Source organism: Clostridium lapidicellarium, assembly GCF_041224415.1.
In the GTDB taxonomy this organism is placed as follows: domain Bacteria; phylum Bacillota; class Clostridia; order Clostridiales; family Clostridiaceae; genus Clostridium_B; species Clostridium_B lapidicellarium.
Map to the genome: position 1 here is coordinate 87,188 of NZ_JBGFFE010000008.1, position 22,252 is coordinate 109,439.

General features: G+C 35.5%; 21 protein-coding genes and 1 other RNA gene. 21 read left to right on the plus strand and 1 reads right to left on the minus strand.

The window, feature by feature from the left end:
• The first annotated feature begins 19 nt into the window (after positions 1 to 19).
• The 16 genes from tgt to ssrS all read left to right on the plus strand — a co-directional run bounded on the left by tgt (position 20) and on the right by ssrS (position 15,926).
• Positions 20 to 1,150, plus strand: coding sequence for a tRNA guanosine(34) transglycosylase Tgt (gene tgt, locus AB8S09_RS07660; protein WP_369868849.1), 1,131 nt, complete (start codon positions 20 to 22; stop codon positions 1,148 to 1,150).
• A gap of 31 nt (positions 1,151 to 1,181) precedes the next feature.
• The gene (gene yajC, locus AB8S09_RS07665; protein ID WP_294182182.1) at positions 1,182 to 1,484 is read left to right on the plus strand and encodes a preprotein translocase subunit YajC; all 303 of its coding nucleotides are present in this window, start codon (positions 1,182 to 1,184) and stop codon (positions 1,482 to 1,484) included.
• Between the two features lie 66 nt (positions 1,485 to 1,550).
• Positions 1,551 to 1,922, plus strand: a complete 372-nt coding sequence (locus tag AB8S09_RS07670; RefSeq protein ID WP_294182183.1) for a TIGR04086 family membrane protein — start codon at positions 1,551 to 1,553, stop codon at positions 1,920 to 1,922.
• Positions 1,923 to 2,000: 78 nt separating this feature from the next.
• Positions 2,001 to 2,138 (plus strand): six-cysteine ranthipeptide SCIFF, encoded by a 138-nt coding sequence (gene scfA / locus AB8S09_RS07675; RefSeq protein WP_294182184.1) that lies wholly within the window; start codon positions 2,001 to 2,003, stop codon positions 2,136 to 2,138.
• 88 nt (positions 2,139 to 2,226) lie between these two features.
• Complete coding sequence (gene scfB / locus AB8S09_RS07680) at positions 2,227 to 3,585, plus strand: thioether cross-link-forming SCIFF peptide maturase (protein WP_369868850.1); 1,359 nt, start codon at positions 2,227 to 2,229, stop codon at positions 3,583 to 3,585.
• A gap of 89 nt (positions 3,586 to 3,674) precedes the next feature.
• A complete protein-coding gene (gene secD, locus AB8S09_RS07685; protein WP_369868852.1) occupies positions 3,675 to 4,964 on the plus strand; it encodes a protein translocase subunit SecD in 1,290 nt (429 codons plus the stop codon).
• A 10-nt stretch (positions 4,965 to 4,974) separates the two neighbouring features.
• Positions 4,975 to 5,847 (plus strand): protein translocase subunit SecF, encoded by an 873-nt coding sequence (gene secF / locus AB8S09_RS07690; RefSeq protein ID WP_369868866.1) that lies wholly within the window; start codon positions 4,975 to 4,977, stop codon positions 5,845 to 5,847.
• A gap of 162 nt (positions 5,848 to 6,009) precedes the next feature.
• Positions 6,010 to 6,858, plus strand: coding sequence for a DHH family phosphoesterase (locus AB8S09_RS07695; protein ID WP_369868853.1), 849 nt, complete (start codon positions 6,010 to 6,012; stop codon positions 6,856 to 6,858).
• A 126-nt stretch (positions 6,859 to 6,984) separates the two neighbouring features.
• Positions 6,985 to 7,503, plus strand: coding sequence for an adenine phosphoribosyltransferase (locus AB8S09_RS07700; protein WP_294185045.1), 519 nt, complete (start codon positions 6,985 to 6,987; stop codon positions 7,501 to 7,503).
• Positions 7,504 to 7,608: 105 nt separating this feature from the next.
• Positions 7,609 to 9,783, plus strand: coding sequence for a RelA/SpoT family protein (locus AB8S09_RS07705; protein ID WP_369868854.1), 2,175 nt, complete (start codon positions 7,609 to 7,611; stop codon positions 9,781 to 9,783).
• 25 nt (positions 9,784 to 9,808) lie between these two features.
• Positions 9,809 to 10,258 carry a D-aminoacyl-tRNA deacylase gene (dtd, locus tag AB8S09_RS07710; protein ID WP_369868855.1) on the plus strand — a complete coding sequence of 150 codons (450 nt, stop codon included), beginning with the start codon at positions 9,809 to 9,811 and terminating at the stop codon, positions 10,256 to 10,258.
• 52 nt (positions 10,259 to 10,310) lie between these two features.
• Positions 10,311 to 10,916 carry an MBL fold metallo-hydrolase gene (locus tag AB8S09_RS07715; protein ID WP_369868856.1) on the plus strand — a complete coding sequence of 202 codons (606 nt, stop codon included), beginning with the start codon at positions 10,311 to 10,313 and terminating at the stop codon, positions 10,914 to 10,916.
• Positions 10,917 to 10,968: 52 nt separating this feature from the next.
• The gene (locus AB8S09_RS07720) at positions 10,969 to 12,399 is read left to right on the plus strand and encodes a coproporphyrinogen III oxidase (protein ID WP_369868857.1); all 1,431 of its coding nucleotides are present in this window, start codon (positions 10,969 to 10,971) and stop codon (positions 12,397 to 12,399) included.
• A 44-nt stretch (positions 12,400 to 12,443) separates the two neighbouring features.
• On the plus strand, positions 12,444 to 13,694 hold the full coding sequence (hisS, locus tag AB8S09_RS07725) for a histidine--tRNA ligase (RefSeq protein WP_369868858.1): 1,251 nt from the start codon (positions 12,444 to 12,446) through the stop codon (positions 13,692 to 13,694).
• Between the two features lie 159 nt (positions 13,695 to 13,853).
• On the plus strand, positions 13,854 to 15,653 hold the full coding sequence (aspS, locus tag AB8S09_RS07730; protein ID WP_294185034.1) for an aspartate--tRNA ligase: 1,800 nt from the start codon (positions 13,854 to 13,856) through the stop codon (positions 15,651 to 15,653).
• A gap of 96 nt (positions 15,654 to 15,749) precedes the next feature.
• Positions 15,750 to 15,926, plus strand: a non-coding RNA gene (ssrS, locus tag AB8S09_RS07735) — 6S RNA.
• Here the strand turns inward: ssrS and AB8S09_RS07740 are convergent.
• Positions 15,924 to 16,601 (minus strand): DUF6483 family protein, encoded by a 678-nt coding sequence (locus AB8S09_RS07740; protein ID WP_294185032.1) that lies wholly within the window; start codon positions 16,599 to 16,601, stop codon positions 15,924 to 15,926. The two genes, ssrS and AB8S09_RS07740, sit on opposite strands and share 3 nt — an antisense overlap.
• A gap of 202 nt (positions 16,602 to 16,803) precedes the next feature.
• Here AB8S09_RS07740 and trhA point away from each other — a divergent pair, with 202 nt between their 5' ends.
• From trhA to AB8S09_RS07765, 5 genes are all read left to right on the plus strand, one after another.
• A complete protein-coding gene (gene trhA / locus AB8S09_RS07745; RefSeq protein ID WP_369868859.1) occupies positions 16,804 to 17,454 on the plus strand; it encodes a PAQR family membrane homeostasis protein TrhA in 651 nt (216 codons plus the stop codon).
• A 177-nt stretch (positions 17,455 to 17,631) separates the two neighbouring features.
• Entirely contained in the window at positions 17,632 to 18,180 is a 549-nt protein-coding gene (locus tag AB8S09_RS07750) for an MEDS domain-containing protein (RefSeq protein ID WP_369868860.1), read from the plus strand.
• 121 nt (positions 18,181 to 18,301) lie between these two features.
• A complete protein-coding gene (gene polA, locus AB8S09_RS07755) occupies positions 18,302 to 20,941 on the plus strand; it encodes a DNA polymerase I (protein ID WP_369868861.1) in 2,640 nt (879 codons plus the stop codon).
• A 22-nt stretch (positions 20,942 to 20,963) separates the two neighbouring features.
• Positions 20,964 to 21,554: a dephospho-CoA kinase gene (coaE, locus tag AB8S09_RS07760; RefSeq protein ID WP_369868867.1), complete on the plus strand. Its 591-nt coding sequence runs from the start codon at positions 20,964 to 20,966 to the stop codon at positions 21,552 to 21,554.
• A 66-nt stretch (positions 21,555 to 21,620) separates the two neighbouring features.
• On the plus strand, positions 21,621 to 22,193 hold the full coding sequence (locus AB8S09_RS07765; protein WP_369868862.1) for a lytic transglycosylase domain-containing protein: 573 nt from the start codon (positions 21,621 to 21,623) through the stop codon (positions 22,191 to 22,193).
• The last annotated feature ends 59 nt before the right edge of the window (positions 22,194 to 22,252 follow it).

Sequence of the window (22,252 nt, forward strand, 5' to 3'; positions counted from 1 at the left end):
CTAACTATGAGGTGTTTTGATGTATAAATTGCTAAAGAAATGCGGAAGGATAAGAAGGGGTGAGTTTATTACCCCCCACGGTATTGTTCAAACTCCGGTATTTATGAATGTTGGTACTTTGGCAGCCATAAAAGGTGCGGTTTCTACCGTGGATTTAAGAAAAATTGGATGCCAGATAGAACTTTCCAATACATATCATCTGAGCCTCAGGCCTGGAGATAAAGTTATTAGACAGCTGGGCGGACTACATAAATTTATGAATTGGGATAGACCTATCTTGACTGATTCAGGCGGGTTTCAGGTGTTCTCGCTGTCGAGTATAAGGAAGATAAAAGAAGAAGGGGTGTACTTCAATTCCCATATAGACGGCAGAAAGATATTTATGGGACCTGAAGAGTGCATGAGAATTCAAAGTAATTTGGCTTCCACTGTGGCCATGGCCTTTGATGAATGTGTAAAAAATCCTTCCTCCAGGGAATATGTGGAAAATTCAGTGAAAAGGACTACGAGATGGCTGAAAAGATGTAAGGCAGAACTTGACAGATTGAATTCCTTACCTGAAACTATAAATAAAAAACAGATGCTTTTTGGAATAAATCAAGGCGGGACGTATGATGACATAAGGATAGAACATGCCAAGGTAATAGGTGACATGGATCTGGACGGATATGCAATTGGGGGACTGGCGGTAGGAGAAACCCATGAGGAGATGTACAGAATTTTGGAGGAAGTTGTACCATATCTTCCACAGGATAAACCTATATATTTGATGGGAGTAGGTACACCGGAGAATATACTTGAATCGGTAGAAAGAGGAGTGGATTTCTTTGATTGTGTTCTTCCCGCGAGAAATGGAAGGCATTCTCATGTGTTTACATCGGAAGGAGAGCTTAATCTTTTAAATGCAAAGTATAAATTAGATGATAGTCCCATTGATCAAAATTGCAAATGTCCAACTTGTAAAAATTACAGCAGGGCTTATATAAGGCACTTGTTCAAGGCCAAAGAAATGCTTGCCATGAGGCTTTGTGTAATTCACAATCTATATTTTTACAATAATTTAATGCATGAGATAAGAGATGCTATTGATGGAGATTATTTTCATTCATATAAAAGAGAAAAACTTAATCAATGGAAAAATAAGAATTAAATAAAATTTATTTTATAGGGAGGTGAAAGTATTGGATGCATTGGCTAGAATAGCACCTTTAATATTTGTATTGGTAATTTGTTATTTGCTTATATTTCTGCCGGAAAGCAGGAGAAGGAAAAAATATAATGCCATGTTAGGCAGCCTTAAGATCAATGATGAAGTTATGACCAAAGGTGGTATAATAGGTAAAATTATAAATATCAGGGAAGATGAAAATTTTATAACAATTCAGACGGGACCTGACAGAATAAAGATAAAACTTGATAAAACAGGAGTATTGAATGTTTTGTCGGATGATAAAGACTCAAAAAGTTCTGGCAAGAGTAAATAAGTTTAAAATTTAGGTATAAAGCGCCTTTTGTCTACATAGATACTATTAGATGGGAGGTGTTTTAATTTGGAGAAAAGCAATGGTTATCTTTCTGCAATAGAAGGTGTTGTTAGAGGATTTATAATTACTGTGATTTTGCTTCTGATATTTGCTATTGTAATGACTTTTGTAGAAGTTAGCAGCCAGGTGAGTTATATTGTCTATCTTGTTACGACAATAATAAGCATAATGTACGCTTCCATTTATGCAGTGAGAAAAATAGGGAAAAATGGGTGGCTTATAGGTATCATAGTTACTCTTTTATATTTATTTATATTGTATATAGTGTCTATTATTTCTGGAAATTCTGCGGTGATAGCTGCAGATGGAGTCAAGAGGCTGGTACTTGCCCTGGTGGTTGGAGCCCTGTCCGGAATGATTGGGATAAACTTACAATGAATACCTGTTGCTTGACTTTATTTTGAAAGTGATTTATGTTATAATCTAAACGACATATTGTTAATGGAGGAATTTAATATGAAGCATATAAAAACTATAAATAATTCTAATATAAGGGACAGCCTAAAGAAACCTGGATGTAGAGAGTGTGCCAATTCATGTCAATCTGCATGTAAAACTTCTTGTACAGTTGCCAATTTAGCGTGTGAAAATTAGCATAAATTTTAGGCAGTAACGGGTAAACAGTTACTGCCTAAAATTTATGCCGTAAAAATGTCGCTTTGATTGATTAGGAGGGAAAAATTTGGCTGATATTCATAAATTCATGGAAGGCGGACATCGTTATGTGCTGGATGTAAATTCCGGGACGCTTCATGAAATAGATAAACTGGTATATGACATTTTGGATGACGATAAGCTGCCCGGTATAGAAGATACGTTGAAACTGCTTAAAAGCAGGTATAAAAAAGAAGATATTGTTGAGGCATATGGAGAAATAGAACAGTTAATTAAAAAAAATGTACTGTATTCAGATGATGTCTATGAAAATATTGCAGTGAAAAATGAAAATTCACCGTCTTTTATAAAAGCGCTGTGTTTAAATATTGCCCATGATTGCAATTTGAGATGTAAATATTGTTTTGCAGATAAGGGAGAATATAGAGGGCATAGAGAGCTCATGTCCGCAGATATAGGGAAAAAAGCCATTGATTTTGTCATAGAAAAGTCGGGACCCAGGAAGAATATAGAAGTAGATTTGTTTGGAGGGGAACCCCTTATGGCTTTTGATGCCATAAAGGAAATAGTTGATTATGCAAGGACTCAGGAAAAAATACATAATAAGAATATAAGATTTACTATGACTACGAATGCCACTCTTTTAAATGATGAAAGAATGGATTATTTGGATAAGAACATGGGAAATATAGTATTGAGTATTGATGGAAGAAAAGAAGTAAATGACAGGGTAAGAGTGAGAATAGACGGAAGCGGAAGTTTTGACTCCATACTTCCCAAAATTAAAAAGATGGTAAAAATAAGGGACAAGTCTAAGCAGTATTATGCCAGGGGAACTTTCACAAGAAAGAATACTGATTTTTTCAAGGATATAAAATATCTTGCAGATGAAGGATTTGATGAAATATCCATAGAACCTGTGGTGCTTCCCGAAGATAACCCATTATCACTCAGGGAAGAAGATCTTCCTACTATTTACGAACAATATGATAAATTGTATGAAGAAATGCTCTATAATGGAGGAAAGTTTAAATTTTATCATTTTAATATAGATATTACAGGAGGTCCCTGTGTATACAAGAGAATATCCGGCTGTGGAGCGGGACATGAATATGTGGCTGTAACTCCCAATGGCGACATATATCCCTGTCATCAGTTTGTAGGTAATGAAAATTTTAGAATGGGAAATTTGAGGGATTGGAACAATTTAAGGGAAGATATTGCTCAAAAATTCAAGGAAGCCCACATATATAATAAGCCCAAATGTAAAAGATGCTGGGCGAGATTTTACTGCAGCGGAGGGTGCCAGGCCAATAATTATAATTTTAATGGAAATATAAATGAACCCTATGAATTGGGCTGTAAAATGCAAAAAAAGAGAATTGAATGTGCAATTGCACTTAAAGCCAGAGCTGTGGAAAAATAGCTATTGACGGTATTTTTTTTAAGTAATATAATTTCTAGTGTAGATTGTTGTAAAAAATAGTATTTATTTACGGGTTGAGGAGGATAAAGATGAGATCTAAGGCAAAAACTAAGGTGAAAAGTACCATAGTTTTCTTCCTGTGCGTAATTTTAATAGGTTTTTTAGCTTATTCGGGAATATACGGGATAACTTTTGGAGGATACAAACTTAAGCCTTTCAGCGAAGTGATAAACAGGGGTCTTGATCTTCAAGGCGGGGTTTCTGTCCTTGAGGAAATTCAAGGGAATAATGTAGATCAAAAAACCATGGACAGGACAGTCGAGCTTTTGTCTATGAGAGTTAATAAATTAGGGGTAAGTGAAACAGTAGTTGCCAGGGAAGGTCAGAAAAGAATAAGAATTGATATACCGGGAAAATTTGATGCAAAAGAAGTAATAGATGGTGTGGCAAAGACCGGTGAACTCAAATTCGTAGGGCCTGACAAAAAAACCATACTTACAGGGAAAGACGTGAAAGATGCTACTGCTTCCGTTGATTCTACAAATGGGAATCAAGCTGTAATAAACTTGGAATTGAATCAGCAGGGAGCCAAAAAGTTTTCAAATGCCACTCAAAAATTTATGGGGCAGACGATTGCAATTTATCTGGATAATGAAAAACTTACTGAACCGAGAGTAGATGCACATATAACCGATGGAAGGGCCATTATAAGCGGCAAGAACCAAACATTAAAGGAGGCACAGAGGCAGGCTAATCTGATAAAATCCGGGGCACTTCCAGTCACGGTAAAACCGGTGCAGGTCAAAACCATAGGAGCTTCTTTGGGTTCAAATGTTCTTCCGCTCAGTTTGCTGGCAGGTAAAATTGGTATAGGGCTTGTTATGCTGTTTATGATTTTGTATTATAGACTGCCGGGACTTATAGCAGACATAGCGCTTACCCTGTATGTATATTTAGTTTTGCTGGCTTTTGCCACTGTAAATGTGACCCTTACGCTGGCGGGTATCGCAGCATTTCTTTTGACGGTTGGAATGGCAGTGGATGCCAATATACTCATATTTGAAAGAACTAAAGAAGAACTGAAAAGCGGCAGGACGGTCAAAGCTTCTGTGGATGCAGGTTTTCGAAGGGCCATGAGCTCAATCCTGGATTCCAATATTACGTCCATTATCTGCGGGTTTGTACTTTATAATGTGGGAACAGGTTCCGTGAAAGGGTTTGCTCTTACCCTGATTATAGGTGTGGTTTTGAGCATGTTTACTGCAGTAACTGTAACTAGAACCCTTATGAAATTGGTGGCCAACATGGGATGGTTCAACAATAAGAAAACTATTGGGACTTTTGGCGTACATGATTTTAGAAAGGGGTTAGTAAAATAATATGAGTGGTATATATAAAATTGTTGAAAAAAGAAAAATATGGTTTACTATTTCCCTTATAATAATTGTAATTGGAATATTTACTATGGCGACAAAAGGATTGGAATATGGACTGGATTTTAAGGGCGGCACCATAATAGAGATAAATTTGGGGACCGATTTTAATAAGGCGGATGTTGACAATATAATAAAAAAATACTCCAGTGATTTTCAATCCAATAAGGCCAATGATAAATCCATTACTATAAAGGCCACTTCTCTCACAAACAATGAAGTGAGCGGAATTATAAAAAATGTTAAGGCCAAGTATAAGAAAAGCAGTGTGACGAATCAGGAAAATATAGGGGCCGTCATAGGAAAGGAAACCAGGGTTAAAGCTTTGGAAGCCCTTGTAATAGCAATAGCAGCCATGTTTATATACATAGGTATAAGATTTGAGTTCAGCTTTGGTATGGCAGCTATTATATCTCTGGTTCACAATGTACTTGTAATGCTGTCAGTGTATGCAGTGCTTAGGGTTTCCATAGATTCCAATTTCATAGCGGCAGCTCTTACGGTCATAGGTTATTCAATACATGATACCATAGTTGTTTTTGATAGAATAAGAGAAAACCGCAAGTATATGAGAAGGGCGGATCCTATAATTGTCGCAGATGCAAGTGTCACGCAGACTCTGGCGAGATCTATAAATACTGTGCTCACTGTTGTAATAACATTGACTTCTGTATACGTACTGGTTCCTTCGGTAAGGGTCTTTTCAGAACCTATTTTGATAGGTGTGATTACAGGATGCTATTCATCTATATGTATAGCCAGTCCGTCATGGGTACTGATAAAAAGGCACATGCTGAAAAAAGGGAAAAAATCGCGTGAAGTTACATAGATGACAGTTTAATATTTACGTTCTATATGATAAAATAAAAGATCTAGAGTATATTGAAACTCTGGATTTTTTTATTGTAGAAAATCTAGTTATATTGTATTTGTAATAGAAGACAATATCATTTATAATAAAAGTGCTTTCGATAAGTTTGGAGGTTTTATTATGGAGATACAAAAAGAAAATATGCAGCATTTTGATTTTTTGGGCATGAAAGATCCTTTTCTCTTGAAAAATATGGGGGAAGCTCTAAGAAGAATAATAAGAGCTGTAAATGAAAGAGAAAAAATAGTGATCTACGGCACCTGCGATTTAGATGGTATAACTTCAGTATCCTTGCTGCTGCTTGTGCTCAAATATCTAAATGCAGATGTGGAATATTTTATATCCGATGAAATTGATAATTTTGACATGAACTCGGATATAATAGAAAATTACATAAAATTTTTAGGTACCAAACTTATAATAACTACAGGATGTGGAATAAATTCCATTTCTCAAATGGAACTGTGCGAAAATCTGGGAATTGACGTCATAGTTACGGATTATCATAGGGGAGAAGAAATTTTACCGAAAACCATTATTGTAGATCCAAATCTAAGACAGTGTACGTACCCTTATAAAGATCTGACTGCCGTAGGGGTGACTTTTAAATTGTGTCAGGCTATATCCATGTATTATGAGATGAAATGCATAGGAAATTATCTAGATCTCGTGGCACTTGGGATTATTTCAAAGGGAGTAGATATAAGCGGTGAAAATAGAATTATGGTAAATCAAGGTATGTATTGTATAAATTATACCGACAATTATGGATTGAAGGCACTGCTTAAGATAAATGGAATTTCCAATGTGAACAGGGAAAGCATATATGAACTTTCCAATAGAATGACGTGTTCAATTAAAAATAAAAGATATATAGATAATGCCAGTATCATAGTGGAACTGTTTACGACAGAAAGCATGGATAGGGCAGAACAGATAGCCAAATATTTAAAATATGAGATTGTATAGGTTATATTTTGTGACTTGAATGTTTGTCAATGTTTAATATATAATTATAGAATAGAGGGAGTCATTTGAGTTGGGGTTAAAAATCAATTGTAAAATAATAATAAGTTATCTTGAGGGGGAGTACAAGTGGATCTAAAGAACAGCATAAGGGTGATAGAAGGGTTTCCAAAGAAGGGAATTAGTTTTAAAGATGTAACTACATTGCTTAAAGATAAGGATGCTTTTAGATATACTGTAGATAAAATGTCGTCCTATCTTGAAAAAAAGAATGTAGACATAGTAGTAGGGCCTGAGGCAAGGGGTTTTTTATTTGGAGCACCAATAGCCTATAATATCGGGGCGGGCTTTGTACCTGTCAGGAAAAAGGGAAAATTGCCCTGTGATACTTTAAAAGTGACTTATTCTCTGGAATATGGTACTGATGAACTGGAAATGCACAAGGATGCGGTAAGACCGGGAGAAAGAGTTGCAATAGTTGACGATTTGCTTGCAACAGGAGGCACTACTCATTCTGTTGCTAAATTGGTGGAAGAAGCAGGAGGAATAATTGTAACTATAGGATTTGTAATAGAATTGACTGATCTTAAGGGAAGAGAAAAGTTGAAAGGTTACGATATCAATTCCCTGGTTCAATACAATATTTAAACTTTGCTCATTTTAAATTGAAAGTTTTGATAGTATATAATATAATGTTAATAAAAAATAATGGCTGGTTTAGTAGACCAGCCATTGATTTTAGGGAGTATCGGTATGTTAGAACGATTAATGGAATTAATAGATAAAAATTGTAATAATGTAGATAAAGATATGGTTAAAAAAGCATATTATTTTGCCGATAAAGCCCATAAAAGGCAAAAGAGAGAGTCGGGAGAGCCCTATATAGTGCATCCTGTAGAAGTAGCCTGTATATTGGCGGAAATGGGATTAGACACAGGTACCATAGTGGCAGGACTCCTGCACGATGTCATTGAAGATACCAATTTTAGCCATGAAGATGTGAGCAGGGAATTCAGCCCTGAAGTGGCAAATTTAGTAGAGGGTGTTACTAAACTTGGGAAGATAGAATATAAAACCAAAGAAGAGCAGCAGGCCGATAATGTCAGAAAAATGCTGCTTGCCATGGCAGATGACATCAGGGTTATATTGATAAAATTGGCGGATAGACTTCACAATATGAGAACGCTCAAATATTTGCCGGTGGAAAAACAAAGGGAAAAGGCAAAGGAAACCTTTGATATATATGCTCCCCTGGCCCATAGACTGGGAATGTCCAAAATTAAATGGGAACTGGAAGATCTGGCTTTTAGATATATAAATCAAAATGAATACTATTTTATAGTGAGGAAAATTGCTGAAAAAAGGGTTGAAAGAGAAAAGTATATACAGCAGATAATAAAACAATTAAAAGAAAATTTAAAGAAATCCGGCATAGATGCCGAAATTGAAGGCAGACCAAAGCATTTTTACAGCATTTACAGAAAAATGGTAAAAAAGAATAAGACCATAGATCAAATTTTTGATTTAACTGCCGTGAGGATTATAGTGGATACTGTAAAGGACTGCTATGCATCTCTTGGAATAGTTCACACCATATATAAGCCTATACCGGGAAGGTTCAAAGATTATATTGCCATGCCTAAACCAAACATGTATCAATCACTGCATACCACGGTTATCGGACCTCAGGGGAAACCTTTCGAGATACAGATAAGAACTTTCGAAATGCACAAAACCGCAGAATATGGTATAGCAGCTCACTGGAAATATAAAGAGGGAGTTGAAACCGAGGACGATATTGACAAAAAGCTCACCTGGCTCAGGGAAATGCTGGAATGGCAGAAAGAAACTTCCGATGCAGAAGAATTTATGGAGAGATTCAAGATAGATCTGTTTTCAGACGAGGTTTTTGTATTTACCCCCAAAGGCAAAGTTATAAATTTACCCTATGATGCAACTCCTATTGATTTTGCCTATAAGATACATACGGATATAGGAAACAGCTGTGTCGGCGCAAAGGTAAATGGAAAGATGGTACCTCTGGATTATCACCTGAAGACGGGAGAAATTGTGGAAGTACTTGTGTCCAGTAGTCCCAAGGGTCCTAGCATTGATTGGCTGAATGTAGTTAAAAGCAACCAGGCCAAGAGCAAGATAAGATCCTGGTTCAAAAAGGCTAAAAAAGAGGAAAATACTTTGAAGGGTAAAGAACTTCTGGAAAAAGAGGCCAAAAAACAGGGATGTAATTTTGGAGAAATTGCAAAGGGCGAAATAGTGAATGCTGTACTGAAGAAATATAATATGAATTCTATAGATGATCTGTATGCTTCTGTAGGAGTTGGAAGTGTTAATCTTTCTACCATAGTTTTGAAAATGAAAGATATGTATAATCAGACCTCCAAAATGGGCATTGAGGATTGGAAGAAACTGAAAGATAAGTTGGATAAAATTACGAATAAACCTCATAAAAGGTATAAGAAATCACCGGGAGTGATTGTGAAGGGTGAAACCAATGTACTTGTTAGGTTCGCAAAATGCTGCAATCCGGTGCCCGGTGATCCTATAATAGGCTATATAACCAAGGGAAGAGGAGTTTCCATTCACAGAAAGGACTGCAGAAATGTGGACTTTTTGTTAAAAAACAAGGATAATAAGATAGTGGAGGTAAGCTGGGGCAGACCCAAGGGAGAATATATTGCCGAAATTAAAATAGAAGCTGAGGATAGACAGAAACTTTTATCAGAGTTAATGGACACTGTAAATGAAAGCAATATCGATCTCTATGCCATAAATGCCAAACCCATTAAAGATGGTATAGCCGTCATAAATATGAAATTAAAAATATCAAGTATCAATGAACTCAGGGATTTGATGAAAAAGTTGAGAAAGGTGAAAAATGTCATTGGAGTTGAGAGAACGAAAAATTGATTATTAAGATTGAGGGGTGTGTTTATTGCGAGCCGTAGTTCAAAGGGTAAAGAGCTCTAAAGTGGAAGTGGATGGACAGATCATAGGGGAGATAGGCGGAGGATTGAATGTACTTCTTGGCATATCTGTAAAAGATGCGGATGAGGATGTTATCTATATGAAAAATAAAATACTGAATTTAAGGATATTTGAAGATGAAAATGGAAAGCTGAATAGATCTCTGCTGGATGTACAGGGGGAACTGCTTGTGATTTCACAGTTCACATTATATGGGGACTGCAGGAGGGGAAGAAGGCCAAGTTTTGTAAATGCCCTGTCGGGTGATAAAGCCCGGATTATATATGAAAAGTTTATAGATGAATGTAAAAATTCAGTATGCAAAGTAGAAACTGGTAAATTTGGAGCGGATATGCTGGTCACTATAGAAAATGACGGTCCTGTGACTCTTATGATAGATAGTGAAAAAAATTTTTAAACACAATCAATTTGTCCAGAGAATCAATTTATGAATATAGGAGGGAAATTTTGTGAAATTAAGAAAATTAACTGTAGGAGTATATGCTGCGAATTGTTATATATTGTCGGACGAAGATACTGATGAATGTGTGGTGATTGATCCTGGTGCAGATCTGGAGGATGTGATAAATGCAATAGATGATTCCAAATGTAAAGTCAAATATATATTGCTCACCCACGGCCATGCAGATCATACAGGTGCCTCAGAACAGGTAAGAAGCAGGTACAATGCCCCCATAGGAATAAATAAATCGGATTATGCCATGATGCAGAAAAAAGAGATTATGTACGGCACTATGTCAAAGGAACCGGATATTTATTTTAAGGATAACCAGATATTTGAAATTGGCAATATGAAGCTGAATGTCATATTTACACCGGGGCATACACCGGGGGGAGTTAGTTTTTTTGTAAAAGATCTGGTTTTTACCGGAGACACACTTTTTCAGGGTTCAGTTGGCAGGACTGATTTTCCGGGAGGAGATTTCAATGCAATCATTGACAGTGTGAAAAATAGACTTATGGCCCTTCCGGATGACACAAAGGTTCTTCCAGGACACGGACTTAAAAGTTCCATAGGTAAGGAGAAAATCTATAATCCATTTTTATCTGATTAGGAAGGGAGTTTAATTGGCATTTTATTGTGTAATTAGTGCTTTTTAAGTTAATATGGAAATTAAAATTAAATTGAATAATAATAAACATAGGTATCAGGTGTTTGAAATAATAAATTTATTTTATAGTTTTACACATATACTTTTTGTTGAAGATGACAGCTGGGATTTTAATATTGTAATATATGAGAATGCCATGGAGATAGAAGACAGTGAAAGCACCCATCAAATGGAATTTCAAAGCGGTCTGACAAAAAATGAAAACATAAAGAAGATAGTGTTTTTGTATTTCGGACGGAGGATAAAAAAGGATTTGCCCTGGGGGACTCTGGTTGGAATAAGACCGAGTAAGATAGCGTTGAAATTGATAGAAGAGGGCAAAAATGGCAAATATATAGCAGAATATTTTCACAGGCATTTTTGCTGCAGGCAGGACAAATCAAAATTATGTTTCGATATAGCAAACTCGGAAAAAAACATAGTGAATTCCGACAGTAGAAGCGTAAGTGTATATATAGGCATGCCATTTTGCCCCAGCAGGTGTGTTTACTGTTCCTTTGCTTCAAACCCCATTGAAAAATTCAGAGGTGTTGTGGATGATTATCTGTGCAGCCTCGTGCATGAAGTGCGGCAAATTTCAGATTATATAAAAATGCATGATTTAAACATAGAATGTGTTTATTTTGGCGGGGGTACTCCCACATCCGTATGCGATGAAAAATTTGAAAAAATAATGAATGAAATATATAATGGTTTTGTATGCAATCATAAAATAAGAGAATTTGATGTAGAATGTGGAAGACCGGACAGCATAACGTTAAATAAATTGAAGACCATGAAAAAATATGGAGTAAATAGAATAAGCATAAATCCACAGACGATGAATGAAAATACATTGAAATTCATTGGAAGAAAACACTCTGTAGAGGATGTAAAAGAGAAGTTTTACATGGCAAGGAAATGTGGATTTGACAATATAAACATGGACATAATAGTAGGTCTTCCAGGAGAAGGTATAAAACAGGTGAATAAAACTTGTGAAGAAATAGAAAAGCTTTCTCCGGACAATTTGACAGTACATGGTTTGTCTGTAAAAAGGGCATCTAAGCTCTATGAGAATATAATGAATGACGTAAAATACTCTATTGCCTGTGATGAAGAATTGAATTTGATGTTTGAGAGAACAGCCGCATTGGCAGAGACATTGGGAATGAATCCCTATTATGTGTACAGACAGAGAAATATGGTAGGCAACAGGGAAAATATTGGATATACAAGGCTTTGCAGTTCTGGAATATATAATGTTGAGATGATTGAGGAGAGGCAGACCATAATAGCCTGTGGGGCTGATGCAGTTACTAAGATTATATTTTTGGATGAAAATAGATTGGAAAGGCAGGCAAATGTAAAGGACGTGAGGGAGTACATAAATAGAGTAGACGAAATGGTTCAGAAGAAAATAGAACTTTTAGATATGTTGTATTGAATGTGTTGTAAGTAAATAGATAAACGGGGAGGAAATATAGTATTATGATTATACAAGCACCGAGAGGTACCAAAGATATGCTGCCTACGGAGGCCTATAAGTGGCATTATCTGGAAAATATATTTAAGAATATAGCTGCTTCCTATGGATATAGAGAAATAAGGACGCCTGTGTTTGAATACACGGAACTTTTTAAAAGGGGAGTAGGAGAGACTACAGATGTGGTTCAAAAAGAAATGTATACATTCGAAGATAAATCCGGAAGAAGCTTGACCCTTAAGGCTGAAGGCACATCGCCGGCGGTGAGAGCTTTTGTAGAAGGCAGTTTGTATAATGAAGTCCAGCCGACTAAATTATTCTATTTCACGCCGGTTTTGAGATACGAGAGTGTTCAGAGGGGAAGACTTAGAGAACATCATCAATTTGGCATAGAGGCCTTTGGTTCGGAAGAAGCTTCCCTGGATGCGGAGGTTATAAGTCTGGCTGTTAGGGTATACAGAGAGCTTGGTGTAAGCGGACTGGAGCTCAATATAAACAGCATAGGATGTCCTAAGTGCAGAAAAAGATATAATGAAGCTTTAAAAAAGTTTTTGTCTGAGAGATATGATGACCTGTGCGATACTTGCAAGAGCAGATTTCACAAGAATCCCATGAGAATACTGGATTGCAAGGTGGAAAGCTGTAAAGAGATTGTAAAAAATGCTCCTGTGATATTGGATTATCTGTGTGATGAGTGCAGGGAGCATTTTGAAAGCTTGCAAAATTACTTGACAGCCCTTGGAATAAAGTATAAAATAAATCCTCTGATAGTGAGAGGACTTGATTATTACAGCAAAACCGTATTTGAAATAGTTGATGACAATATAACTGTCTGCGGCGGAGGAAGATATGATTATCTTATAGAGGAAGTTGGAGGGCCGCAGATGCCTGCTGTAGGCTTTGGAATGGGGATAGAGAGAACACTTCTCACATTGGCGGAAAAAGGTATAGAAATACCGAAACCTCCCTATATAGATCTGTATATAGGTTCTATGGGAGACAGTGCCGAACTGGAGGCCCTTAAGCTGTCCAATAAGTTGAGGGAGAAAAATTTGAGATGTGAATGTGATCATATGAATAGAAGTGTAAAATCCGAAATGAAATATGCAAATAAAATAGGTGCTAGATTCACGGTTATAATAGGGGAAAATGAACTGAAATCAGATTCTGCTAAATTCAAAAGAATGTCTGACGGAAAACAGTTTTTAATTGATTTGAAAGACATGGATAAGATTTTGAATTTGATTAAATTGTAAAAAACCGCTAAAAATTTAAATGGTCAAATAATGAGTAGAATAGGAGTTGAAAAACCGTTATTAAAACAACATTGTAAATGTACTTGTGAGTACTGGACCAGGAAAAGTTTAGCTTTTTCATGCACGATGAACAGGTATCATTTGTATGACGGGACGTAAATGGGAGAATCATTGAATGGACTTAAGAGAACTCACATGTGCGGTGAGTTCAGAGAAAACAATATAGGTGAAAAGGTCACGGTAATGGGCTGGGTTCAAAGAAAGAGAAACTTAGGAGGCCTGGTGTTTGTAGATCTTAGAGACAGGACTGGAATACTTCAGATTGTATTTGGGGAAAAGATAGATGATGAGGCCTTTAAAAAATCGGATAATATAAAATCTGAATACTGCATAGCCGCCAGCGGGGTTATTGTAAAAAGGGAGTCGCCCAACAGGGGAATTCCCACGGGAATGGTGGAATTAAAGGGTGAGTTTATAAGAATATTTTCAGAATCCGAAACACCACCCATATATATAAAGGAAAATTTGGATACGGATGAGAATATAAGACTGAAGTACAGATACCTCGACTTGAGAAGGCCTGACATGCAGAGAATATTTTTGCTGAGGCATAAGACAGCAAAGACTATAAGAGATTTTCTAGACGAGGAGGGCTTTATCGAGATAGAGACACCCATGCTTGGAAAAAGCACCCCGGAAGGTGCCAGAGATTACCTTGTTCCCAGCAGAAATTATAATGGAAAATTTTATGCACTTCCCCAATCACCCCAGCTATACAAGCAGCTTCTGATGGTTTCAGGTTTTGACAAGTATTTTCAAATAGTCAAATGTTTCAGGGACGAGGATTTAAGGGCCAACAGACAGCCGGAATTTACCCAGGTGGATATGGAACTTTCGTTTGTGGAACAGGAAGATGTGATGGATGTAAATGAAAGATTGATTCAGAGGGTATTTAAAGAAATTGCCGGAGTGGATGTAAAGCTTCCTATAAAGAGGATGCCCTATAGGACTGTCATGGAAAGATACGGAAGCGACAAACCGGACCTGAGGTTTGGAATGGAAATAAATGATATAACTGATGCGGTAAAAGGTACTGGATTTAAAGTCTTTCAAAATGCTATTGAAAAAGGCGGTTCTGTAAGAGCTATAAAAGTTCAGAATTCTGCTTCCATGAGCAGAAGACAGATTGATAAACTGGTACAGTTTGTAAAAGATTATGGTGCCGGAGGTCTTGTTTGGATAGAATACAGGGAGGACGGAGTCAGATCTTCCGCATCGAAATTTTTGACAGAAGACGACACAAAGAAAATATTGAAAAAGATGGAGGCAGTACCGGGAGATCTTATACTCATCATTGCCGATAAAAATAAAATTGCACTTGAAAGCCTGGGTGCCCTCAGAGTTCATATGGCACAGGAAACCGGAATTTTGAAGGACAACAATGAGTTCAAATTTGTATGGGTAACGGAATTTCCTCTTTTGTCCTATAATGAAGATGAAAAAAGATACCAGGCGGAACATCACCCATTTACCATGCCTATGGACGAAGATATAAAATATCTTGACAGTGATCCGGGAAGGGTGAGGGCCAAAGCCTATGATATAGTACTGAATGGGGAAGAACTGGGCGGTGGAAGTATAAGAATACATGACACCAAGCTGCAGGAGAAAATGTTTCAGGTAATTGGAATCAAACAGGAAGAAGCATGGGAAAAATTTGGCTATCTTCTGAATGCCTTTAAATTTGGTCCACCACCTCATGGCGGACTGGCTTATGGATTTGACAGAATGGTAATGTTTTTGGCAAATACCGATAATATAAAAGATGTTATAGCATTTCCTAAAAACCAAAATGCATTTTGTCCGCTTACAGAGGCTCCAAATGTGGTGGATAAAGCCCAGCTTGATGAACTTGGAATCAGTATAAATGGTTCAAAAAATTTAAATAAAGACGATTAAATGCTCGCTTTGTAAAGATAAAATTTGAAAAATGTAGTATAATAATGTTAAGAATTCAAGAAAAAATCTTATTTGTTGTTGATATTAAAAATTGAAAAATTCCTGCCATGTACGCGGAATGAGTTGATCTTGACCGAACATTTTATAAAAGGGAATTGTACTCTTCTTGTGGAAGTGAGACCTGATTTACTCAGGGACAAGAAGCAAGAAGGAGATGCCCACCTGCTGGGAGCGGGTTCAAAGTAACTCATGAGACGGCACGGCGGGATTTTATTTACTGCTTGAATTTTGTAATTTGGATTTTAGAGAAGACATGGAGTCCATTATTTCATTTCTTGGAAGTTTACCGGCAGATAATTCATCATTGTCTTTTGACAATAGATCTTCGTAGAATTTTATGGCATATTTTAAAGATCTGACATTATAATTATTTTCCTGCAGCAATTCATATACCGTGTTTTCAGCTTTGTCGTATATGTGACATCTTATATAGTATTTTATGATTTTATCCTGCAGTTCACAGGTCAATTTATACTGACATATTTTTTCTATGAGGGGATCTATATCGGAAAAATAGGATTCCAGTTCGCAGCTTTCCCTTTTATTCAAATATGCATTTAAAAATAAACTGAGGGATTTTTGGTTTATGTAAAATGAATAATCCAGCTCACCTTGAATTTCTAAGATATTACCTTCTTCTTCTAATAATTTGGCTATTATTATACACTTCTCTGTATTTATTGTTCCCTTTACCTTTACCATGTCCATTAAGCTTTCTACAGAAAAGGAATTGAAAAATTTCAAACTCAGTCTAAACATATCTTTAAAGGCATTGTCAATTAAGTCCAGGGCTTCTTTGTAGTTTTTATTTTTTTTACTGTCCAGTATTTTAATCAAAAGTTCGTTGAACCTTTTAATTAATTCTGCAGTTATAGTTCTTTTTAACATGTATTGATACCTCCGATATTTTATAAAACGCTAATATTGTATTACATATTATTATACTAAAAAAACATTTCATTTACTACAGCAAAATAATAATAAATATTGAATGCAGCCGCTCTTTATGATATTATAATATTGTTAAATATAGTTTTAAGAACTATATGTTATGATATTGATATTTAACTTATTAAAGGAGCTGTGCTTTATGGATGAACAATTGAAGTTTTACACCAGAGGAGAGGAAATAGCCAATGCTGTAACTCATGGAATAGGTACGCTGCTTTCAATTGCAGCACTCGTACTCTTAATCGTTTTTTCAGTTGAAAAAGGAGATGAATGGTATGTGGTAAGCTATACCATATATGGGTCATCCATGTTTATTTTATATCTGGGATCTACATTATATCACAGTATAACTAATGTAAAAGCCAAAAGGATATTTAGAATATTTGATCATGCCTCCATTTATCTGTTGATTGCAGGTACTTATACACCCTTTACTTTAACTGTTCTGAGAAGTTCCGTAGGCTGGGTGATTTTTGCCATAGTATGGACATTGGCCGTTTTAGGAATAATAATGAAAATATTCTGGGTGGGAAAACATGAACTGGCATCCACTTTATTATATATCTTTATGGGCTGGATGATAATTTTTGTGATAAAGAGGCTTTTGATATTATTACCTCCGGCAGGAATAGTGCTTTTGGTTGCAGGTGGAATTATATACACTGCAGGGGCGGTTTTGTATATGATGGATAAGATACCTTATAATCATGCAATATGGCACCTTTTTGTGATTGCAGGGAGTGCATGTCATTTTTTCTGTATACTCTTGTATTTATTTCCAAATTCTTAGTTGTGAATTAAAATGCTGTCGCTTTTTCAAAATGTAGAATTTTTTTAAAGTAATTTGGGACAAAATGTAGATAAATGATGAAATGTTTTGGCAAAGTTTCAATAAATATTAAAAGGAGTATTCATATACTATATAGAATATATAATCAATAAATCTATTTTAAGAGGATAATTGATTATGGTTGATAATAATATTTTTGGGTGTCATTCTTCATTTTACTATTGTGGATTGGGACATTTAATTATTAATATGTATAAATATATTAGAGATGGTGTTGACAGAAGAGAAAAAATTTATATTTGTACTGATTTCACGGTGTATTTTAAATTATCAAGGTACTTGGGTAGATACAGCGAACATGTGGAGTATTTTGATGCAGTTGGAATGATAAATTATTATAGGGAAATGGGATTTGACAGTACAAGAATAAAGCTTTCAGAATGTGTAGATAGAAATACCGAGAAAGGTTATGCCGGATTGAGATTTATTATGCAAATTGATTATGTAATTTCTCAAACCTCACAGAAAGACTTTTTGTGTTTTGATAAAAATATATCCCATATGATTTCGGGTACAAAGGTATCTTTTATGTGTATTTATGATTTTGAAGATTATTTAAATAACAGAGACATTATAAACAATGAAATTGTGAAAAAATCCTATAAAAATCATTTTTTTAGATTATTTTGCGGCAAATTGAGAAAGTGGAATAAACTACTGATTTGAAATAATCCTAGCTTTTAAGTTAGGGTTATTTTAAATTTACATTATCTTGTTTCTAATTTATAATAAGGGTGATATTATATAATAGTCAATAATTGAGGAAATAATTTTGGAGGTAAATTTGATGGATAATGAAAGACTGCTGATATTAGATGGACACAGTTTGATGAATAGGGCATTTTATGCGCTGCCGGACTTAACCAACTCAGAGGGATTACATACTAATGCAGTTTATGGATTTTTGAATATGCTGCTGAAAATGAAGAAGGAAATTAAGCCCAACTACATAGTTTGTACTTTTGACAGGAGTACACCTACTTTCAGACACAACAGATATACTGAATATAAAGCTGGAAGGAAAAAAATGCCTCCTGAATTGTCTGAACAGTTCCCAATAATGGAAAAGGTATTGAAGATGATGTCCATAAACATTTTTGAAATAGACGGGTTTGAGGCAGATGATCTGATGGGAACGCTTTCTGTATTTGCTGAAAATAAGGGCATAGAAGTATATATAATCACCGGGGACAGGGATGCCCTGCAGCTTGCTACAGATAAGGTGAAAATAGTCATTACCAAAAAGGGAATTACGCAGAAGGAAGTATATGACAGAGACAGAATGATAGGGGAATATGGAGTCACCCCCAAGCAATTCATAGACGTGAAGGGACTTATGGGGGATAGCTCTGATAATATACCAGGCGTACCGGGCATAGGCGAGAAAACTGCTTTTAAGCTTATAAAAGAATATAAAAGCATAGAAAATGTATTTGAGAATATAGATAATATCAAGGGTAAAAAACTGAAGGAAAATTTGAAACAGTACATGGAACAGGCTGCTTTTAGTAAAAGGCTTGCCACTATTGTCACAGATGTTCCCATAGATATGGATTTGAATTCCATAGAATCCAGGGAGGAGTACGATGCTGAAGGGCTTAAAAATTTATTTGAAAAACTTCAGTTCAAGTCCTTGATGAATAAGGTGGTGACACCGCAGCAGAAGGAAGCTGGGGCAGAGAATGACGAAGTAAAAGTCAATCTCGTGGATAGTTTGATTGAACTAAAAAATTTTACGGCCGATTTAGAAAACTCAAAAATAGGCGATAATTTAATATATATAAATTTTAAAGTCATGGGTAATACGGTATACTCTAAAAACCGTATAGATAAAGTATTCATTAATCTGGGAAAAGAAAATTTTGAAATAGATACAAGTAAATTATATGGTGAAGACAAAGACAGCACTGTCAAACTTATGAAATCTCTGTTTGAAAACCCCAATTTTTATAAAGTGAGTTATGATGTGAAATCTCCCTGCAGCATACTGCACAGAATGGGCATAAAGCTTTCAAAAATAAAATTCGATATAAAGATAGCAGCTTATCTTTTGGATTCATCCAGGTCAAATTATGAACTCATAGATATTGTGAGGGAATGTACAGGTGTAAATATTTCAGAAGAGGACAAAAATCTTTTCGTAAAGGAAACGGCACTGTTTGAAAAAGTTTATTCTGTCCTCAGACAAAAGATAGAGGAAGAAAATATGGGAAAGCTTTTGTATGAAGTGGAACAGCCCCTGATACCCGTACTTGCATCTATGGAATATGAGGGATTTAAAGTCGATAAAAGCAGACTTTTGGAACAGGAAAATAAATTCAAAGTTGAAATAGACAGAGTGCAAAGTGAAATATACTCCCTTGCCGGGGAGGAATTTAATATAAATTCCACAAAACAGCTTGGTAAAATACTCTTTGAAAAACTGGATCTTCCTGTAATAAAAAAGACCAAAACAGGATACTCCACCAATGCTGAAGTACTGGAAAAACTGAAAGGCAGGCATCCTATAATTGAAAATATAATATATTACAGGCAGCTTGCTAAATTGTATTCTACCTATATTGAAGGCCTTAAATCCGTTATAGAGGAAGATAGCAAGATTCATTCCAATTTCAATCAGACGGTGACTACTACGGGGAGGCTTTCAAGTACAGAGCCCAACCTTCAAAATATACCCATAAAATATGAAATGGGAAGGGAAATAAGGAAAATATTCGTACCTGATAATGAAAACTGTGTTATACTCTCTGCTGATTATTCACAGATAGAACTTAGAGTGCTTGCCCATATTGCAGATGATGAAAATTTGATAAATGCATTTATAAACCACAATGATATACATGCCAAAACCGCTTCGGAGGTATTTAAAGTTCCCATAGACAAGGTTACTCCAGCCCAGAGAAGCAGAGCTAAAGCGGTGAATTTCGGCATAGTATATGGCATAGGTGACTTCAGCCTGGGTAAAAATTTGAATATATCGAGAAAAGAGGCAAAATCATATATAGATACTTATTTTGAAAGATATCCCAATGTAAAATTATACATGGATAATATAGTGGAGAAAGCCAGGAAGGATTTTTATGTTACCACCATTATGAACAGAAGAAGGTATATACCTGAGATAAAGTCTTCAAATAAGATAGTGAAAGCTCTGGGGGAAAGGCTTGCCATGAATACTCCTATTCAGGGAAGTGCGGCAGATATTATAAAGATAGCCATGGTAAATGTATATAGAAAACTGGAGGAAAATCACTTAAAGAGCAAACTTATACTTCAGGTGCATGATGAATTGATCTTGAATGTATACAGGGAGGAACTTGAAAGTGTAAAGCATATTGTAAAAGAGGAAATGGAAAATGTGCTGGATTTAAAGGTACCTTTGGAAGTAGATATAAACATAGGTGATAATTGGTATGAGGCTAAATAAATGATAAAAGAGAGTGATTGCTTTGATTAGAATAGGCCTTACAGGAGGAATAGGCAGTGGTAAAAGTACTGTTTCCAACATGCTTAGGGAAAAGGGAATAAAAATAATAGATGCTGATAATACAGCCAGAGGTGTGATTGAAAGATATCCCGTCATAATGGACAGGATAAAATCAGTTTTTGGAAAAGAGTACGTGGATAATTCAGGAAAACTTAAAAGGAAAGAATTTGGAAATTATATATTTTCACATAAAAATATGAGATCAAGGTATGAGAGTATTATAATTCCGTTTATTAAAAAAGATATATTAGGGGACATGGATAAATTGGAAAAAAGCAGTGAAGACATGTGTATAGTGGATGGAGCTACTATTGTTGAAAACCAGTTTTATAAAAATTTGGATTTGATTTTACTGGTCTGGGTAAATGAGAGAGTTCAAATAGAGAGGGTAAAAAAAAGAGATAAGCTTACGGAGTCACAGGTAATCCAGAGGATAAACTCACAGATGTCCCTGGAGGAGAAGAAAAAGTATGCGGATTTTATATTGGATAATTCGGGTACATTGGATGAAACCAGAAATCAACTTGAGAAAATATTTGACAAGATCAAATAACCTTTTATTTAGACAATATGAAGCTGTAGGGGGTGAAATGCCTTAAAATATTATTTTAGGGCTTTAATGAGGAAATTTATAAGTAAAATAGTAGTAATTTTACTAGTGGTAATAGCAGTGTTATTTTCAAAAAATATTATAAGGTACTATTTTCCTTTAAAATATTCAAATTATGTAGTGAAATATTCTCAGGAATATAATTTGGACCCGCATTTTGTGATGGCTGTTATAAAAACGGAGAGCAATTTCAACCCAAATGTGAGATCCAGTAAAAATGCCGTAGGGCTTATGCAGATAACTCCGGATACCGCTGGCTGGGCTGCAAGGGAAATGAATATAGGCAATTTTAATTATGGTATGTTGAATGATCCTAAATTTAACATTATGATGGGATGCTGGTATTTAAACAATTTGAATAGAGAGTTTAACGGCAATAAAAAACTCGTTTTGGCTGCCTACAATGGAGGAAGGGGCAATGTGCAGAAATGGCTGAAGGACTCCCAGCATTCCACGGACGGGAAAAATCTTTATTACATACCGTTTAAGGAAACGGACAAGTATATAAAAAGGGTTGAAGTCAACTATAAAGTTTATAAATATTTATATCTAAAAATTGATACAGGCACTTTTTCTCAATAAATTTCTACATTTTTTATGTCAACTAATTTTGAAAATGTCCCAAAAAGTTTTAATTATTA

Excerpts from the sequence above, each read along its gene's own strand:
- polA (WP_369868861.1), top strand. The coding sequence starts at position 18,302 with ATGGATAATGAAAGACTGCTGATATTAGATGGACACAGTTTGATGAAT.
- AB8S09_RS07695 (WP_369868853.1), top strand. The coding sequence starts at position 6,010 with ATGGAGATACAAAAAGAAAATATGCAGCATTTTGATTTTTTGGGCATG.
- hisS (WP_369868858.1), top strand. The coding sequence starts at position 12,444 with ATGATTATACAAGCACCGAGAGGTACCAAAGATATGCTGCCTACGGAG.
- tgt (WP_369868849.1), top strand. The coding sequence starts at position 20 with ATGTATAAATTGCTAAAGAAATGCGGAAGGATAAGAAGGGGTGAGTTT.
- AB8S09_RS07740 (WP_294185032.1), bottom strand. The coding sequence starts at position 16,601 with ATGTTAAAAAGAACTATAACTGCAGAATTAATTAAAAGGTTCAACGAA.
- trhA (WP_369868859.1), top strand. The coding sequence starts at position 16,804 with ATGGATGAACAATTGAAGTTTTACACCAGAGGAGAGGAAATAGCCAAT.
- secD (WP_369868852.1), top strand. The coding sequence starts at position 3,675 with ATGAGATCTAAGGCAAAAACTAAGGTGAAAAGTACCATAGTTTTCTTC.
- AB8S09_RS07750 (WP_369868860.1), top strand. The coding sequence starts at position 17,632 with ATGGTTGATAATAATATTTTTGGGTGTCATTCTTCATTTTACTATTGT.
- scfA (WP_294182184.1), top strand. The coding sequence starts at position 2,001 with ATGAAGCATATAAAAACTATAAATAATTCTAATATAAGGGACAGCCTA.
- AB8S09_RS07765 (WP_369868862.1), top strand. The coding sequence starts at position 21,621 with ATGAGGAAATTTATAAGTAAAATAGTAGTAATTTTACTAGTGGTAATA.
- AB8S09_RS07705 (WP_369868854.1), top strand. The coding sequence starts at position 7,609 with ATGTTAGAACGATTAATGGAATTAATAGATAAAAATTGTAATAATGTA.
- aspS (WP_294185034.1), top strand. The coding sequence starts at position 13,854 with ATGGGAGAATCATTGAATGGACTTAAGAGAACTCACATGTGCGGTGAG.
- AB8S09_RS07720 (WP_369868857.1), top strand. The coding sequence starts at position 10,969 with ATGGAAATTAAAATTAAATTGAATAATAATAAACATAGGTATCAGGTG.